This is a genomic window from Streptomyces sp. CB09001 (assembly GCF_003369795.1).
Taxonomy (GTDB): Bacteria; Actinomycetota; Actinomycetes; order Streptomycetales; family Streptomycetaceae; genus Streptomyces.
In genome coordinates this window covers 514097-529085 of the sequence record NZ_CP026730.1, presented here as the reverse complement: position 1 = coordinate 529085, position 14989 = coordinate 514097, and the positions used below count along the sequence as shown (strand labels likewise).

Sequence of the window (14989 nt, the reverse complement as noted above, 5' to 3'; positions counted from 1 at the left end):
GGCAGCGTCGGAACACCACTCGTTCGGAGGACAGGTCAGCCGCCCGGACGAACCCTCTGCTACGCCACACTTACGGCCGAACGCCGCGAAGTGGACGTGGCGGAGGAGGTTGACGATGGCCGTTTCCATCTCTGTGGTGCTCTTGCTGTCCATCCTGGCGGTGCTCTTTCTGCGCAACGGCGGGCTGAAGGTCTCGCACGCCCTGGTGTGTCTGCTGCTCGGCTTCTACCTGGCGAGCACGAGCATCGCCCCGACGATCAACAGCGGACTGACCGCCACGGCGGACATCGTGAGCAGCCTCAGACCGTAGGGCGGCGAGGAACGGCCGCCGCGTCGGCCCGCGCCGTCGCGGCGGGAGACGGGGCCTCCGGCCGGCCGGGCAGCAGCAGGCACAGCGGGACGGCGAGCGCGGTGAGGGCCACCGACCACCAGAAGGCCCGGTCGAAGGCGTCGGCCAGGGCGCTCGGGTCGTGGGCACCGGCGGAGGCGCGCTGGAGCACGACGGTGAGCAGGGCGATCCCCACCGAGCCGCCGACCTGCTGGGCGATGCGGGTGAGGACACCCGCGTCCGGGATCTCCTGGTGCCGCAGCCCGACATAGGCGGCGCCCATCGGCGCGATCATGGCGGCGCCGAGCGCGATGCCGCGGACGAACAGCGCCGCCATGAGCAGGACCACGTCCGTGTCGGCGGTGACGAAGGCGAACGGCACGGTGGCCACCGCGACGAGGGTGAAGGCGGCGACCGCGACCTGGCGGGGACCGACGCGGTCCATGTACCGGCCGGCCAGGCCGCGTGCCAGCAGCGCCCCGACACCCTGGGGGATGAGCAGGAGCCCGGCGCCGAGGGCGTCCTCGCCGCGGACCTGCTGGAAGTACAGGGGCAGCAGCATCATCGGCCCGTACAGGGCGATGCCGCCCAGGAAGAGCAGGGTGCCGGAGGAGGCCACCGAGCGGTGGCGGAACAGCCGCAGATCGACCAGGGCGCCGCCGGGGCGGGTCAGCGACCGGACGGTGAAACCGCCGACGAGGGCGAGTCCGGCGAGCAGCGGCACCAGGACCGCGGCGCCGGTGAAGCCCGCGCTGCCCTCGACCTGGGTCAGACCGTAGACGAGGGCGGTGATGCCCGGGCAGAGCAGGAGCAGGCCGACGACGTCCAGGCGGACGCGGGTGGCGCCGGGCTCCGGCCGGTCGTCGGGGAGGTTCCGCAGGGCCAGCCATCCGCCGACGACGCAGAACGGGATGTTGACGAAGAACATCCAGCGCCAGTCGGCCAGATGCAGGATGAGGCCGCCCAGGACCGGGCCGAGGACCGGGCCGAGCGCGGTGGGCACCGTGATGATCGCCATGACCTTGCCCGGGTGGCGGCCCTTGGCCGCCTGCATGAGCAGCGTGGCCATGAGCGGCATCATGATGCCGCCCGCGAGGCCCTGCAGGACACGGAAGACGATCAGGCTCGTGGCGTTCCACGCCAGCCCGCTCAGGACCGAGCCGAGCAGGAACCCGCCCAGCGCCGCGATCCACAGCCGCCGGCCGCCGAAGCGCGACTGGGCCCACACGGCGAGCGGGATGGTGACGAACACCGCGAGCAGGTAGCCGGTGCTCACCCACTGGACGGTGGCCAGCGGGGCGTCGAACGCGTTCACCAGGTCGCCCAGCGCGACGCTGACGATGGTGGTGTCGAAGACGACGGCGAGCGCGCCCACGACGAGGGTGACCGCCATGCGCCACACGGCGGGGTCGATGCGATCGGGACCCGGTGCCGCGGGAGCGGTCCCGTTGGGGGTGCTCACGAACCCCCACCTCCTTAAGATAGAGAAATCTTTCTTACCGTCGCCAGAGTAGGGCGGTAGGCTAAGAAAGACAACCCTTTCCAATGTGAGGAGGTGTGCATGGCTCAGCGGCGCCGCGGAGCGGCACTCGAGAAGGCACTCCTGGACGCGGCCTGGGACGAACTCGCCGAGCGCGGTTACGCCAGGTTCACCATGGACGCCGTCGTCAGGCGCGCGGGCACCAGCCCGCCGGTGCTGTACCGGCGCTGGGCACACCGCGACGAACTGGCCCGGGCGGCCGTCGTCCACGCCATGGAGGAAGCCCGCGTCGGCACCCCCGACACGGGAAGCCTGCGCGGGGACGTCCTCGCCCTCATGCGGGAGATCGGTACCGCCAACGCCCGGCTCGTCATCCTCATGTACGCGCATCTGGCCGGCTACTACCAGGAGACCGGCACCAACCCGGGCGAGCTGCTCGACGCGACGCGCGGGAAGTCCGCGGACGCGCTCGCCGAGGTCTACGACCGGGCCGTCGCCCGCGGCGAGGCCAGGCCGGAACGGCTCACCGAACGGGTCAGGTCACTCCCCTTCGACCTGCTGCGCCAGGAAATCCTCGCGACCCTCGCGCCGGTCCCCGCCGACGTCGTCGAGGAGATCGTCGACACGATCTTCCTGCCCCTGGTGCGCTGACGGGAGTGCGTGCCGGATCCCGCGACTCCGGCAGGATCCAGACGTCCTCCTAGGCGTCCACGACCCGGGAGCGGATGAGGAAGCGCACCCCCTCGGGCGCCTCCAGCGAGAAGCCGCTGCCCCGGCCCGGGACCACGTCGACGATCAGGCGGGTGTGGCGCCACGCCTCGTACTGGCTGCGCGACATCCAGAACTCCACCGGCTCTCCGACGCCGTCGACGGCCAGTTCGCCGAGCAGGATGTCCGAGGCGCCGGTGCGGAACTCGCCGGCCGGGTAGCACATGGGCGCGCTGCCGTCGCAGCAACCGCCGGACTGGTGGAACATCAGCGGGCCGTGCGCCTCGCGGAGCCGCCGCAGCAGTGCGGACGCCTCGGGGGTCAGCTCGACGCGCGGGGTCTCCTCGTATGTGTCGCCCATACCGCGTATGCCAGCACGGGGAACGTTGCGAGTGCGTTGCGCGGCACCGGTGGCGGGCCGGCCGCCTCCTTCGCAAGGTACCTCCTTTGACATACCTATCTGCCCATATCTATTGTCTCGGGGTGACCGGCTCCAGCACCCCGCGACGGGACATCGACCGCATGGCCTCCGGGCTCGCGGCGTGCCTTCCCGTCCTGCACCGGGCGCTGGACCGACAGGTCACCGCCCGGTACCCGCACCCCAAGCCCCCCGAGGGACAGCTCGCCCTGCTGCGGTACGTCGCGCAGTACGAGGGAGTCACGGTGCGCGAGGCCGCCGAGGCCCTGCTGATGAAGCCGAACAACGTCAGTGCCCTGGTCTCCCAGCTCGTCGAGCAGGGTGACCTGGAGCGCCGGCGGGACAGCGCCGACAAGCGGGTCGCCCACCTCCACCTCACGGCCACGGCCCGTGAGCGGGTGTCCGAGGTGCGGGAACTGGAGACCGCGTTCATCCGCCACGCCCTGACCTCCCTCACCGAGGGCCAGCAGGGCGCGCTCGGCTCCGCCATGGACGCCCTCGACGCGTTGACGCGGCACCTCCACCCCGGCGCCCGCTGACACACGTGCCCGCCCTTGCGGCGCGCCGTTCCCTTCCCGCACCACCCCTGAATCCGGAAGAGAAGACTCCGTCATGCCCTCCACGTCCGTGGATCACTCCGCCATGCCCGCGGCCGAGACCGCCTCCGCCCCGCGGGCGGCCGGCCGCCCGCGGTCCAACCCGTGGCTGACCCTCCTCGCCGTCGCGTTCGGCCTGTTCATGGTCCAGCTCGACGGTTCCGTCGTCGCCATCGCCAACCCCGAGATCGGCAGCGACCTGCACGCGTCCACCGCCCAGCTCCAGTGGGTGACCAACGCCTATCTGCTGGCCCTCGCCGCCACCCTCATCCTGGGCGGCAAGCTCGGTGACCGCTTCGGCCGCCGCACCTACTACCTGGTGGGTGTCGCCGGCTTCACCCTCGCCTCCGTCGCCATCGGCCTGTCCGGCTCGATCGAGGGCGTCGTCGCCTTCCGCGCCCTCCAGGGTGCCTTCGGCGGACTGCTGATGCCGAACACCCTCGGACTGCTGCGCTCCGTGTTCCCGCCCAGGAAGTTCGGCATGGCCGTCGGCATCTGGGCCATGGTCTCCGCCGTCGCCACGGCCCTCGGGCCGATCGTCGGCGGCCTCCTCGTGGAGCACGTCGACTGGGAGTCCGTCTTCTACGTCAACGCCCCCATCGGTGTCGCCGCCATCGTCTTCGGCGCCCTCGTCCTCCCGGAGAGCCGCAACGCCGCGGGCCGCGAGCGCTTCGACATACCCGGCCTGGTCCTGCTCGCCCTCGGGCTCCTGGCCGTCGTCTTCGGCGTCGTCAAGGGCGAGACCTGGGGCTGGACGTCGGCCGGCACCCTCGGCGCCGTCGCCGCCGGGCTCGTCCTCCTCGTCGTGTTCGGCCGGTACGAGACCCGCGTGGAGCACCCGCTGCTGCCGATGCGCCTGTTCCGCAGCCGCGCGCTGACCATCGGCGCGATCGTCACCGCGCTGAACTTCTTCGTGATGCTCGGCGTGATCTTCTTCGTCATGCTCTACCTGCAGAACGTGCGCGGCTTCACGCCGGTCGAGGCGGGCGTGCGCACGCTCCCGCTCAGCCTCGCCTCGCTGGTCGCCTCGCCGCTGGGCGCGTTGCTGACCCAGCGCTTCGGGCCCCGGCTGACCATGCCGCTGGGCATGCTGCTCCAGGCCGCCTCCTGCTTCGGCATGCTCACCTGGCAGACGGACTCGGCCTACGGCACGATGTGGCCGCCCTTCATCGCGCTCGGCCTCGGCGTCGGCATGGTGATGGCCGCCTCCTCCGACGCCATCGTGGGCAACGCCCCCGTCCGGGACGGCGGTGTGGCGGGAGGTCTCCAGGCGACTACCCTGCAGATCGGCGGCGCGCTCGGCACGTCCGTGCTGGTCTCCCTGATCAGCGCCAAGGTGGGCGCCACCCTCACCGGTGAGCTGACCGGCGCGGGTGTGCCCCCGGCCGTGGCCCACGGCCTCCAGGAGGCCCGGGACGCCGTCGCGATGGGCGTGGCCCCCGTCTCCGGCGAGATGCCGGCCGGGCTGCGTGCCGCCGTGGTGCGGGGCAGCGGACAGGCGTTCATGAACGGCGTGCACGTGGCCGTGGTCGTCACGGGCGCCCTCTGCGTCCTCGGCGCGGCGCTGGCCGCGGCCGGACTCAGGCCTCCCCGGCCGCGGCCCGCGGAAGCACCGTGACCCGGTGGAAGTTGCACCCCGGGGACGCCGGGAGACCCGCCGGTCCCGACGCAGCGGGCGTGAGGTCGGTCGGGGGCCGGGACTGGTGGGCCTTGAGCGCGATGCTCACCAGGCTCAGCAGCAGATCGACGTCCGCGTCGCAGTCCAGGTGCACGGTCACCCAGCGGGAGCCGGGCACCAGACGGATGGCGGTGGAGCCCCCGAGGTCGTACTGGAAGCGCTGGATGGCCCGGTGGGTGAGGTGGAGGTCCACGTCCCGGTCCGAGTGGAAGTGGACGATCTCGTCGCGGACGGAGCACAGGGCCCGTCCGGTTCCGCAACTGGCCTGACCCGCCGAGAGGTCGGGCCAGGCTTGCAGCCGCTCAAAGGCGTGCTGGGCCGGAGTCATGGCCCTATCGTCGCCCGCTCACCGCTTCGCAACCAGAGGTTGAGCGATTTGTAACCGGCACGTGAGGTCGGCGGGGAGCCCTGGCGGCCCCCGCCGACCGTGTCCCGACGGGTGTCGGGGCGTGCGTCGGGACGTGCGTCAGGACGTCACGCAGCCGATCGAGTCGACCGGGAAGTCATTGCCCGTCGACGTGGCGGTGAAGCCGAAGGTCACGCTCCCGTCCGGTGGTACGACGCGGTTGTGGTCCACGTTCCGGACCGTGACCGTACCGTCGGTGCCGCTGGTCAGCGAGCCGTTCCACACCCCGCCGAGCGTGGTCCCGCTGCCCGGCTGCCACTGCACGGCCCAGCCGTTCAGCGGCTCGGTGCCGTGGTTCATCACCTCGACCGAACCCTGGAAGCCGCCGCTCCAGGAGTTCTGCACCGAGTACACGGCCATGCAGGAGCCGGTGTGCGTCGGCGGGGTGGTCGGGTCCGTCGGGGTCGGTGTCGGATCCGGGTCCGGGGTGCTGCCGGAACCGCGGATGCCGGTGACCTCTCCGTTGCCGCCGTCGAAGACGACGTCGGAGCAGGAGAAGAAGTTCTCCTGACTGTCCGAACGCACCCACTGCATGAAGATCAGCGCGTTGCCCGAGCGGCCCGAGGGCAGCGCGAGGTCCCAGTAGTAGTGGCCCCCGTCGGTGCCCGCCGAGCCCTGCTGGGGCGGGTTGGTCACCGTCTGGATCAGCTCCAGGTCGTCCCAGCCCAGCTCGGACGTCGGCGACCAGCCCGGCTTGGTCAGGTACACCCGGAAGTCACCGGGGTGAGCTGCCCAGTTGCTGTACTGCACCGGGATCGTCGCACCCGACGTCAGGTGCGTGCGGGGCCAGTCCGAGCGGGCGGCGTTGTAGGCGGAGAAGTCGTACGGGGAACGGTCGCCGGCGCTGCACAGGGTGCCGTCCGGCACGTAACCGGCGCCGCGCCCGCCCGCGTTGGAGTCGAGCACGGCGAACCAGTTGTACAGGGCCGTCGCCCCGCTCTGGTCGAGGGCGGCCTGACAGGCGGGGTTCGTCGGGTCTAGGGCGCCGGTGCCGGTCTTGGCGTCCAGCTGGCACAGGTAGGTGCGGGAGCCGGGCATCATCGCCACGCCGTGCGCCTCGGCCCGCCCCTGCCCGAGCAGAAGGGTCACGCCGAGCGAGCCGAGCAGGGTGGCCAGTACCGCCGCGAGGGTGAGGAGTCTGGTGCGTCGAACCATAGGGGGTCTCCTGGTTCCGGTCCGTGGGTGGGTGACAAGCGATCTTGATGTTCCGTTCATGACAAGATCGGATGGAACCCCCGCCCGTCCGGGGCGGGCGCTTCGACCGGACGGGCGGGGAGGCGGGGCCGTTACGCCGTGGCGCAGGCGGTGTCGTTGAGACGGAAGCCGGTCGGCTCGGCGAACGCGCCGCCGTAGGTGCCCTGGAAGCCGAACGACAGACTGCCGCCCGGTGCGATCCGGGCGTTGTGGCTCGCGCCGGTCGCCGTGACGGCACCCGAGGACGGCGTCACGGACGCGTTCCAGGCGTTGGTGATCCGCTGGCCGGAGGGCAGGGTGAAGGCGAGCTGCCAGCCGTCGACGGGAGTCGTGCCGGTGTTGGTGACGGTGACGTCCGCGGTGAAGCCGTCCGGCCAGACGTTCGTGCCGTACGACACCGCACACGCCGACGTGCCACCCGGGTCGGGATCGGGGTCGGTGCCGCCGGGGGTGCCGTCGGTCACGACGGTGGAGGAGAAGGAGTTCACCGCCAGCCCGGCGCCGTTCTGCCAGGGCTCGAAGCCTGCCTGCACACTCGTCAGGTACCAGTCGTCCTCGGCGAGTCCGCGCGCGACGGTCGCCCGGACGAAGTCCATGACGTCGAAGCTCCAGCCGGTGATCGCCGACGGTGCCACGAACGACAGCACGTCGTTGGAGCCGTTGCCGCCGCTCCACACCTCCCAGGTACGGCCACCGACGGAGGCCGTGCCCACCGGCGAGCCGATCGGCTGGATCGGACCCACCCTGTTGAACCAGATCATGATCTCGGTCCGATTGACCCCGTCGGTGCGGGGCGTCGGGTCGAGCCAGATGTCGTACGAGGCGTTGTAGACGGCGTCGCCGACGAAACCGTACGAGATGCTGGACGGCGCCGCGGCGACGGTGTCGAGCCGGGCGGGGAGGGCGGTGCCCGGTGAACAGGTCGTGTAATGGCAGCCGTTGAAGAGCGACGGGTACGACTTCGGCGCTCCGTCGGTCGATGCCGAGCCGTCGGCCTGCGTGACCCGGAAGCCGGTGTCGGTGGCGGTGACGCACTGGGTGGCGGTGGAGCCCCAGCGGTTGTTCTGGACGACGTACCGTCCCTGGACCGTCGCCGTCCCGAAGGGTTCGCAGATCGTGGTGTCCGCCTGGGCGGGCGCGGCGGCGGTGACGAGTGACGCGACGAGGGCGAAGGTCGCGAAGGCCGCGCCCAGGGCGCTCAAGAGGCCGCGAGGGGCGCGGGCCTGGGGCCGTAACGGTCGCATGGGGGGCCTCTCCGGGAGGGTGCGGGGGGAAGGAGGGGCCGGTGCGGGAGCGCTCCCAACTCCCCACTGATGGGAGCGCTCCCACTTACCGGTTGATGGGACTGTAGAAGCCGTTCATGTTCCTGACAAGACTGTGCGCGTCAGAGTTGTCGAAGGAATCTCGAAGCCGCAGGTGGGAGGCGTCGCGCTCCGGGAGCGCTCCCGGAGGCCGGGCCGCTCAGGCGGAGTCCCGGAGCACCAGCTCCGTACGGAGGATGACGTGCCGCCAGGCGACGGGGGAGTCCTCCATCTCCTCCAGCAGCAGCCGCACCATCGTGCGGCCGATCTCCTCCAGCGGCTGCCGCACGGTCGTCAGCGGCGGGTCCGTGGGCCGGGCCGGGTGGAAGTCGTCGAAGCCGATCACGGCTACGTCCTGCGGCACCCGTCGGCCCGCGGCACGCAGCGCGTTGAGCGCCCCGGCGGCCAGCGTGTCCGAGGCGGCGAACACCGCGTCCAGGTCCGGGTGCCGGGCGAGCAGCTCGGTCATCGCCCGGTACCCGCTCTCCTCCGTGAAGTCGCTCCCCTCGACGACCAGCGACGCCCCGGCCGTCACGCCCGCCGGCTCCAGCGCCTCCCGGTACCCGCGCAGCCGGCACTGTGCGACGTACATGTCGAGCGGTCCGCTGATGGCCCCGATCGTGCTCCGGCCGGCGTCCAGCAGATACGTCACCGCGCCCCGCGCACCGCCCGCGTTGTCCGCGTCGACGTAGGTGACGCACTCCTCGCCGGAACGCCGCCCCAGCATGACGGTGGGCAGCCCCGCCCCGGCGAGCATGTCGGGCAGCGGATCCTGGGCGTGCACGGACATCAGCAGCACCCCGTCGACCCGGCCGCCCCGCGCGTACTCCACGAAACGCTGCCGCTCGGTGTCCGTGCGGACCAGGGTGAGCAGCAGCTGCAACGACGTGTCGGTGAGGGCGTCGCCGACCGCGTGGACGATCTCCGTGAAGAACGGCTCCCCGAACAGCCGCCAGTCCGGCTCCGTCATCACCAGAGCGACGGCGTCGGCACGGTGGCCCGCCAGGGAACGCGCCGCGAGATTCGGCACGTACCCCAGTTCGGCGATGGCCCGCTGCACGGCGCGGCGCGTCGAGTCGCGCACGCCGGCCGCGTTGTTGACGACCCTTGAGACGGTGCCTCGCCCCACGCCTGCGCGGGCGGCCACCTCCTCCAGCGTCGGCGTACCGGGACGCTGCCTGCCCATGTCCGCCCGCCTTCCCCCACGAGATCATCCGATCTTACGGTGACCCGCCGGGTTGCCCGCCTGCCGGGACGGCGGATCACCGAGAGGTGAGGTCCGGGAGCCTCCCGCCCCACGCGGCGGCGCACAGGGCACGGTCCACCTCCTCCGTGTAGACGGCCGCGCCCAGCCACGCCTGGGCGAAGCGCCGGGTGTCGGCGGGGAGCAGCCGGCCGAAAGGGTCGCGCGCCCGTTCCGCGGCGGTGGCGTGCAACTCGGCGAGCAGCTCACCGGCGGTGCCGAGGCCGTACCGGCGCAGGCGCGCGGCCCCGGACTCCCGGCTCCCCGGGAAGGCCAGCACGCGGCGGCCACCGGACACGGCCTGGTGGACCCGGCGCCGCAGCAGATGCACGGGAGCCTCGTCCGTGGCGGTCGCCGCCGGAACGGACCGCGTGGTCCCGGCGCCGCCCGCGGGGCCCGCCGCCGCATCCGCGGGCAGGTCCGCGCGGCGGAGCCGGTCGAGACCGAGGTCGACGTGGCTGTCCGGATCGGACGGACGGCTCGCCGCCAGCAGCAACGCGCGGGGCTGCGGGGCCGGCGTGAGCCGGGCGACCACGCGGAGCCGCGCACTCCGCGCGGACGTCAGGAGCGCGAGGAGACGCAGGTTCTCACGGTGGGGCAGCGCCGGGTCGTCGTGGGCGGCGGCCAGCCGGACCGTCAGGCCGTCGCAGTCGGCGAGCAGACACTCGCCCGCCGCCTCGCGGACCGTGCCGATGAGAGTGACATCGAGGAACAGCAGGTCCTGGCCGTCCCGCGCGGCTCCTGCACCGGCGTCGGCGGTGTTGTCCTCGTGGGCGTCGTCGGTCCTCCCCGCGATCAGCTCGCTCGCCAGGGCCCGGGAGACCTGCTCGGCCACCGGCACCGCCCACAGTCGGCCGAGCGGCTCGGCGTGCCACGAGGCGCCGGGTGCGCGCACGGCCCGTACCCCCGCCCCCGCGCCCAGGCGGCCGGTCGGGGAGACCGTCGCCCCCGACACGGCGAGTCCCCCGCGGGAGAGTTCGCGATGCGTCAGGGAGGTGTCGCCGACGCGCACGGCACGGTCCGCCGAGCCCGTGGCCCGTTCGGCGCCGCCCGGGGCCACGTCCGGGACCGTGTAGAGCCGCCCCGCGGCATCGGCGGTCCAGGTGACGGTGCCCGCGTAGCCGGTCGTCGTGAGGACCGGCTCGGCGAAGAGCCCGTACAGGCGCAGTGACCCGTCCGGTGCGTACGCCTGGCGTACTCTGCCGCGCAGCCCGGCCAACTCGGGTCCCGTGGCGTGCGGGAGGCGGTGCGCGAGGAGGAGGACGTCGCGCAGTGCGGCGCTGAGGTCGCTCAGGCGGTGGGCGGGGTCGGCGGCACGGGCCGAACGCAACGCCGTGACCACGGCGACGGCACGGCCGGACGCGCGCGGGAGGCCCGCGAGTCGCGCGGTGTGCGCGGCCCGCAGCAGCTCCGCCTGAAGCACGGCCCCGGCTCCTTCGATGCCTGCCTCCAGCACGGCGGCCGCCGCATCGTGCAGCGCCGCCGCGGCGGCGCACTGGGCGGGGGTCGAGGCCCCGGCCGGTGCCGGAGGCTCCGTGCGCGGTGGCTCCGCGGGCGAAGGCGTCCCGACCGCCGGTTCCGTGGGCTCGGCGACCGGGGCTGCCGATGCCGCGGCGGCCCGGTGAAGGCAGTCGGGCGCCAGCAGGCACCCGCAGCGGATCGCCTCGGTACTGGACACGACCCCGTCGGGAGCGTGCAGTTCGAGGTCGGTCTCGTCGTCGACCGCGATGCGCACGATGTCGCCGTCCCGGACCACCGGCCGCCCCGAGACCTTGGCGACCCCCGCGTCCAGCCGCTTGCGCAGCCGGGGTGTGAGCGCGGCGACGAGCTCGGCGGTCACCGAGGGGCTGACCGGCGGAAGGAGCGGGCTCATGCGATCTTCTCCCCTACCCAGCGGGCGAGTTCGAGCGGACTGAGCGCGGCGACCGGCATGCCCGCGGCGACCAGCCGGCCGGCCACCCCGGTGGAGTAGCGCGGGCGGCCCGTGTCGTCGAGGCTCGCGCAGCCCAGCACATGGCATCCGGCGCCGACGAGGGCGCGGACCTCGGCGAGCAGTCCGCCCAGCGGATAGCCCTCCTCGAAGTCGCTGACGACGACCACGAGGGTGCGGGACGGCACGGTGACGAGCTCACGGGCGTGCCGCAGCCCCGCGGCGATGTGGGTGCCGCCGCCCACGCTGACCTCGAGCAGCAGGGACAGCGGATCGTCGACGTGGCCGGTGAGGTCCATGACCTCCGTGGAGAAGGCCAGGAAGTGCGTGGACAGCGTGGGCACGCCCGCCAGCACCGATGCGGTGAGGGCGGCCCAGACCGTGGACGCCTCCATGGACCCCGACACGTCGGTCACCAGGATCAGCCGCCAGTCGGCGGATCTTCTGGCGCGGGTGCGGAAGACGGGGTGCTCCGGGACCACCCGGACCGTGCCGTCGGGACCGCGGTGTGCCGAGGCCAGGTTGGCCCGCAGGGTTCGGGGCAGGTCGAGTCCGCCGCCCGGCCGGCGGCTGGGGCGCGGCATCACGGTGCCGTGCAGCGCCGGGCGCAACCGGGTGGCCAACTCCCGGGTCAGCCCCTCGACCAGGCGCCGCACGAGCGGCCGGAGCGCGGCCAGCCGTGCCTCGGGCAGGCCTCCCGCGTGCCGCAGCACGGTGCGCAGCAGGTCGACGGAGGGCCGCACGCTGTCCGGGTCGAGTTCGGCCAGGACGTCCGGCCGGCCCGACGCGGCCGCGGTGGCCAGGACCTCCTCGCGAATGCCCGGCCCGAACAGGGCCGCCAGTTCCTCCGACCACTCGCGCACACTCGGATACGAGGGCTCCCGGCCGCCGCCCCGGCCTCGCCCGGTCAGGTCACCGCGGCTGCCCTCGCCGCGTCCGCTGCCGTACAGCTCGTCCAACGCGGTGGCTGCCGAGGCCGCAGCCGGGGACAACCGGTCGGTACGGCGACCGAGCACGAGCCGCCAGCGGTCGGCGGGCGTGAGGTGGTGATCCCCGACGCCGACGTTCAGGGTGCCGACGGACGTGTCGACGGACGTGCCGACGGACGTGCCGACGGATGCGGCGACAGACGTGCCGACAGACGCGCCCGCGGCGACAGCCGTGGCCGTGCTGTGGGGCGGGTCGGGGGCGTCGGCCGAGGGCTGGGGCCGGTCCGGATCCGGGGGCAGCAGTCGCAACCCGTCGAGGGCGGCCCGCGCCATGAGGTCGGCGCGGGTCCACAGGGCGAGCGCCGTGGGATCCACCCCGCCCGTGTCGGCCGGCCGGTCCACGCCGACGCGCTCCTCGACGACGGACAGCAGACGGTCGCGGGCGGCCGGACTCAGGGTGTCGAAGCCGCCGCGCAGCGCCGGCAGCCGGTCCAGGAACTCCCGGTCGGCCAACTGCGACACCCGGTCGAGAAGCGGCTCGAGCGCCGGGGCCGCCGACTCCAGCAGCGGACCCGCGGCCGTCAGCAGCCCGGCGAGCCGGACGGCGAGCGCGGAGCGGGAGGCGCCGTCGCGGGCGCCGTCGACCCAGGACGCGACACGTTCGCCGAGAACGTCGGCGTCCTCGTGCCCGAGGAGCACCCGGACGGCTCCGGCGGCGCCGCGCATCAGGGGCGAACCCTCTCGGGCCAACCGCGCCAGCGCATCGGCCAGCCGGACGCCGCCGAGCACGTCCGCGCGGTGGGCGAGTTCCAGCAGGGCGTGCGCGTCCGCCGGGTCCTCGGCACCGCTCAGCCCGTCCACCTGACGCACCGCCGCGGCGGTGAGCAGCTCGGCCACGGCGGAGGCCCGCAGCGCACGGTCCCCGTCGGCACCGAGCCCGGGGACGTGCCCCGCCCGCAACCGGTCCAACAGACCGAGGCCGGTGAGGAGCTCGGGCAGTGCGGCGGCGCCGGGCAGCACCTCGGCGGTCTCCGTGAGCCGTGCGTCCGCCAGGTCCGGCAGACCGCACTCGGCCGCCTGCCGGAGCCCGTCCAGGGTCTGCGCGGCGGTGGGACCGCCCTCGTCCCGCTCCGTCCGCCACCGCTCGCGCAGCACCCCCTCGGCGGCCTGGGCGGGCGTGACACCGTGCACGCCGACCGCGGACAGCATCGCCGCGGTCGCCGGCGTCCAGCACAGCTCCCACCGCGTCGTCAACGTCTCGGCGCTGCCCGCACCGACGGCGTCCCGCGCCTCGGCGTACGGCACGCCGCACACCGTCAGGCGGCGAAGCAACAGATCGCGCGCACGGTCCAGGTCGGATCGCAGGGGGTCCAGCCGCAGGTCCCGGGCGGCCGTCGGTGCCGTGCCGCCCGAGGTGCCGCCGCCCCGTGCGGTGTCACCCCTCCCCGTCGGCCCGCCGCCGGCCGACCCCGGGCCGGGCAGCCCCAGGGCCGTCAGCTCGGCCTCGACCGCCGGAGCGAGGCCGCTGCGCGGTGCGTCCGGGGCGGGGCGGCCGCTGCGGGTGCCGACGAGCACCTGTTCCATCGCCCTGGCGACGGCCCGTCCCCTGCCGTACGGCTCGCCCTGCGCGAGTACGGTCTGCACCGCCTCGACCAGCTCTCCCCGGCCGGCCGCCGGTAGCCCGCGCAGCCTTGCCAGGTCCGAGGCCAACCGCACGATCTCGCGCGCGTCGGCCGGACCCGACGGATGTCCGAGGCCGCGCAGCGCCGCACAGACCCGTACGGCCGCGTGCGTCAGCGCCTCCTCCAGCGCCCCCGGATCACCGGCCGCCCGCACCACCAGATGCTGCCACTCGGGGTCCCGGATGCCCGCGGGGTAACCGGACCGCTCGTCCAGGAGGGCGTACGTGTACGGGATGAGGGACGTGACCCACCCGGGCCGGCCGTCCGGCCCGGTGGGGGCGTTGGGGCCGTCCTGCCCGGGTTCGGCCGCGGCGGCCGGAGAGACGAGCGCAGGCGCGTGGAAGGCGCCCACGACCAGGGCGGCCCGCGCACCGTCCGCGGTGGCGGCGGCCAGCCGGGAGCGCATCCACGCCTCGCGCCGCAGATCCAGTGCGGGTACGCCTCCGGAGGCCACGGCCTCCTCGCGCAGGGCCCAGCCGGTCAGGAGCGCGGCGCGGCGCAACGCCTCCGGCCCGGACCCCGGAGCCGCGGCCTCGACGAGACGGTCCCACAGATCCTCACCGGGACGACCGGTGAGCCGCGCCCGCAGCGCCTTGCTGAGGCCGGAACGGTCCGAAGGAACCGGCTGCGACAGCGATTCCGGCGCGACGGGTGCCGTGCGCGCGGCGGGGGCTCCCGAGCGCGTCCCTTCCCGCCACGCCCGGTCGGCCAGCGGCAGGTCGCAGGCGACGACCGGAACGCCCTGCCGGGCGGCCCAGCGCAGGGCGGCCAGTTCGGGGGAGAAGTCGGCGAACGGATAGAAGGCCGGCCCCGCCCCCTCCTCCCCACCGGCCGCGGCCAGCGCGACCGGCGCCCGCGTCTCCTCGTGGGCCAGCCAGGGGAGCCACTCCTGCATCTCGGCCGGCAGCTCGACCAGCAGGACATCCGGGGCGGCCCGGTCGAGCAGTGTCGGCACGGCCGCGGCCAGGGACGGCGCGTGATGCCGTACGCCGACGAGGAACGGCACCCCGGGACCGGTGAGCGCCGCGACCGCCTGGTCCGCGGACAGCGGCGAGGAGGGAGAGTGGCGGCCGGGAGAGGACGGGGAGCGGGACAC

Annotated in this window: 12 protein-coding genes; 4 read left to right on the top strand and 8 right to left on the bottom strand. The window is 73.9% G+C overall.

Features of this window, described 5'->3' with window-relative positions:
• Positions 1–115 precede the first annotated feature (115 nt).
• Positions 116–310, top strand: coding sequence for a hypothetical protein (locus tag C4J65_RS02590; RefSeq protein WP_030181846.1), 195 nt, complete (start codon positions 116–118; stop codon positions 308–310).
• On the opposite strand, the gene C4J65_RS02585 is transcribed toward C4J65_RS02590, so the two are convergent.
• Positions 300–1790, bottom strand: a complete 1491-nt coding sequence (locus C4J65_RS02585) for an MDR family MFS transporter (RefSeq protein WP_115740893.1) — start codon at positions 1788–1790, stop codon at positions 300–302. The genes C4J65_RS02590 and C4J65_RS02585 overlap by 11 nt on opposite strands.
• Before the next feature lie 99 nt (positions 1791–1889).
• Between C4J65_RS02585 and C4J65_RS02580 the strand changes: the two genes are divergently transcribed.
• Positions 1890–2459, top strand: coding sequence for a TetR/AcrR family transcriptional regulator (locus tag C4J65_RS02580; protein WP_115740892.1), 570 nt, complete (start codon positions 1890–1892; stop codon positions 2457–2459).
• Positions 2460–2508: 49 nt separating this feature from the next.
• On the opposite strand, the gene C4J65_RS02575 is transcribed toward C4J65_RS02580, so the two are convergent.
• Positions 2509–2877, bottom strand: coding sequence for a DUF779 domain-containing protein (locus C4J65_RS02575; RefSeq protein WP_115740891.1), 369 nt, complete (start codon positions 2875–2877; stop codon positions 2509–2511).
• 122 nt (positions 2878–2999) lie between these two features.
• On the opposite strand from C4J65_RS02575, the gene C4J65_RS02570 reads away from it, so the two are divergent.
• On the top strand, positions 3000–3473 hold the full coding sequence (locus C4J65_RS02570) for a MarR family winged helix-turn-helix transcriptional regulator (protein ID WP_115740890.1): 474 nt from the start codon (positions 3000–3002) through the stop codon (positions 3471–3473).
• A gap of 73 nt (positions 3474–3546) precedes the next feature.
• On the top strand, positions 3547–5148 hold the full coding sequence (locus C4J65_RS02565; protein ID WP_115740889.1) for an MFS transporter: 1602 nt from the start codon (positions 3547–3549) through the stop codon (positions 5146–5148).
• On the opposite strand, the gene C4J65_RS02560 is transcribed toward C4J65_RS02565, so the two are convergent.
• The 6 genes from C4J65_RS02560 to C4J65_RS02530 form a co-directional block, all read right to left on the bottom strand.
• The gene (locus C4J65_RS02560; protein ID WP_115740888.1) at positions 5111–5536 is read right to left on the bottom strand and encodes a luciferase family protein; all 426 of its coding nucleotides are present in this window, start codon (positions 5534–5536) and stop codon (positions 5111–5113) included. The two genes, C4J65_RS02565 and C4J65_RS02560, sit on opposite strands and share 38 nt — an antisense overlap.
• A gap of 138 nt (positions 5537–5674) precedes the next feature.
• Positions 5675–6769: a lytic polysaccharide monooxygenase gene (locus C4J65_RS02555; protein ID WP_115740887.1), complete on the bottom strand. Its 1095-nt coding sequence runs from the start codon at positions 6767–6769 to the stop codon at positions 5675–5677.
• A 131-nt stretch (positions 6770–6900) separates the two neighbouring features.
• Positions 6901–8052: a cellulose binding domain-containing protein gene (locus C4J65_RS02550; RefSeq protein WP_115740886.1), complete on the bottom strand. Its 1152-nt coding sequence runs from the start codon at positions 8050–8052 to the stop codon at positions 6901–6903.
• Between the two features lie 217 nt (positions 8053–8269).
• Positions 8270–9295 carry a LacI family DNA-binding transcriptional regulator gene (locus C4J65_RS02540; protein WP_115740885.1) on the bottom strand — a complete coding sequence of 342 codons (1026 nt, stop codon included), beginning with the start codon at positions 9293–9295 and terminating at the stop codon, positions 8270–8272.
• A gap of 76 nt (positions 9296–9371) precedes the next feature.
• Positions 9372–11225: an SWIM zinc finger family protein gene (locus C4J65_RS02535; RefSeq protein WP_115740884.1), complete on the bottom strand. Its 1854-nt coding sequence runs from the start codon at positions 11223–11225 to the stop codon at positions 9372–9374.
• Complete coding sequence (locus C4J65_RS02530) at positions 11222–14989, bottom strand: DUF5682 family protein (protein WP_162832984.1); 3768 nt, start codon at positions 14987–14989, stop codon at positions 11222–11224. The genes C4J65_RS02535 and C4J65_RS02530 overlap by 4 nt, the downstream gene beginning before the upstream one ends.

Excerpts from the sequence above, each read along its gene's own strand:
- C4J65_RS02590 (WP_030181846.1), top strand. The coding sequence starts at position 116 with ATGGCCGTTTCCATCTCTGTGGTGCTCTTGCTGTCCATCCTGGCGGTG.
- C4J65_RS02580 (WP_115740892.1), top strand. The coding sequence starts at position 1,890 with ATGGCTCAGCGGCGCCGCGGAGCGGCACTCGAGAAGGCACTCCTGGAC.
- C4J65_RS02575 (WP_115740891.1), bottom strand. The coding sequence starts at position 2,877 with ATGGGCGACACATACGAGGAGACCCCGCGCGTCGAGCTGACCCCCGAG.
- C4J65_RS02565 (WP_115740889.1), top strand. The coding sequence starts at position 3,547 with ATGCCCTCCACGTCCGTGGATCACTCCGCCATGCCCGCGGCCGAGACC.
- C4J65_RS02560 (WP_115740888.1), bottom strand. The coding sequence starts at position 5,536 with ATGACTCCGGCCCAGCACGCCTTTGAGCGGCTGCAAGCCTGGCCCGAC.
- C4J65_RS02555 (WP_115740887.1), bottom strand. The coding sequence starts at position 6,769 with ATGGTTCGACGCACCAGACTCCTCACCCTCGCGGCGGTACTGGCCACC.
- C4J65_RS02550 (WP_115740886.1), bottom strand. The coding sequence starts at position 8,052 with ATGCGACCGTTACGGCCCCAGGCCCGCGCCCCTCGCGGCCTCTTGAGC.
- C4J65_RS02540 (WP_115740885.1), bottom strand. The coding sequence starts at position 9,295 with ATGGGCAGGCAGCGTCCCGGTACGCCGACGCTGGAGGAGGTGGCCGCC.
- C4J65_RS02535 (WP_115740884.1), bottom strand. The coding sequence starts at position 11,225 with ATGAGCCCGCTCCTTCCGCCGGTCAGCCCCTCGGTGACCGCCGAGCTC.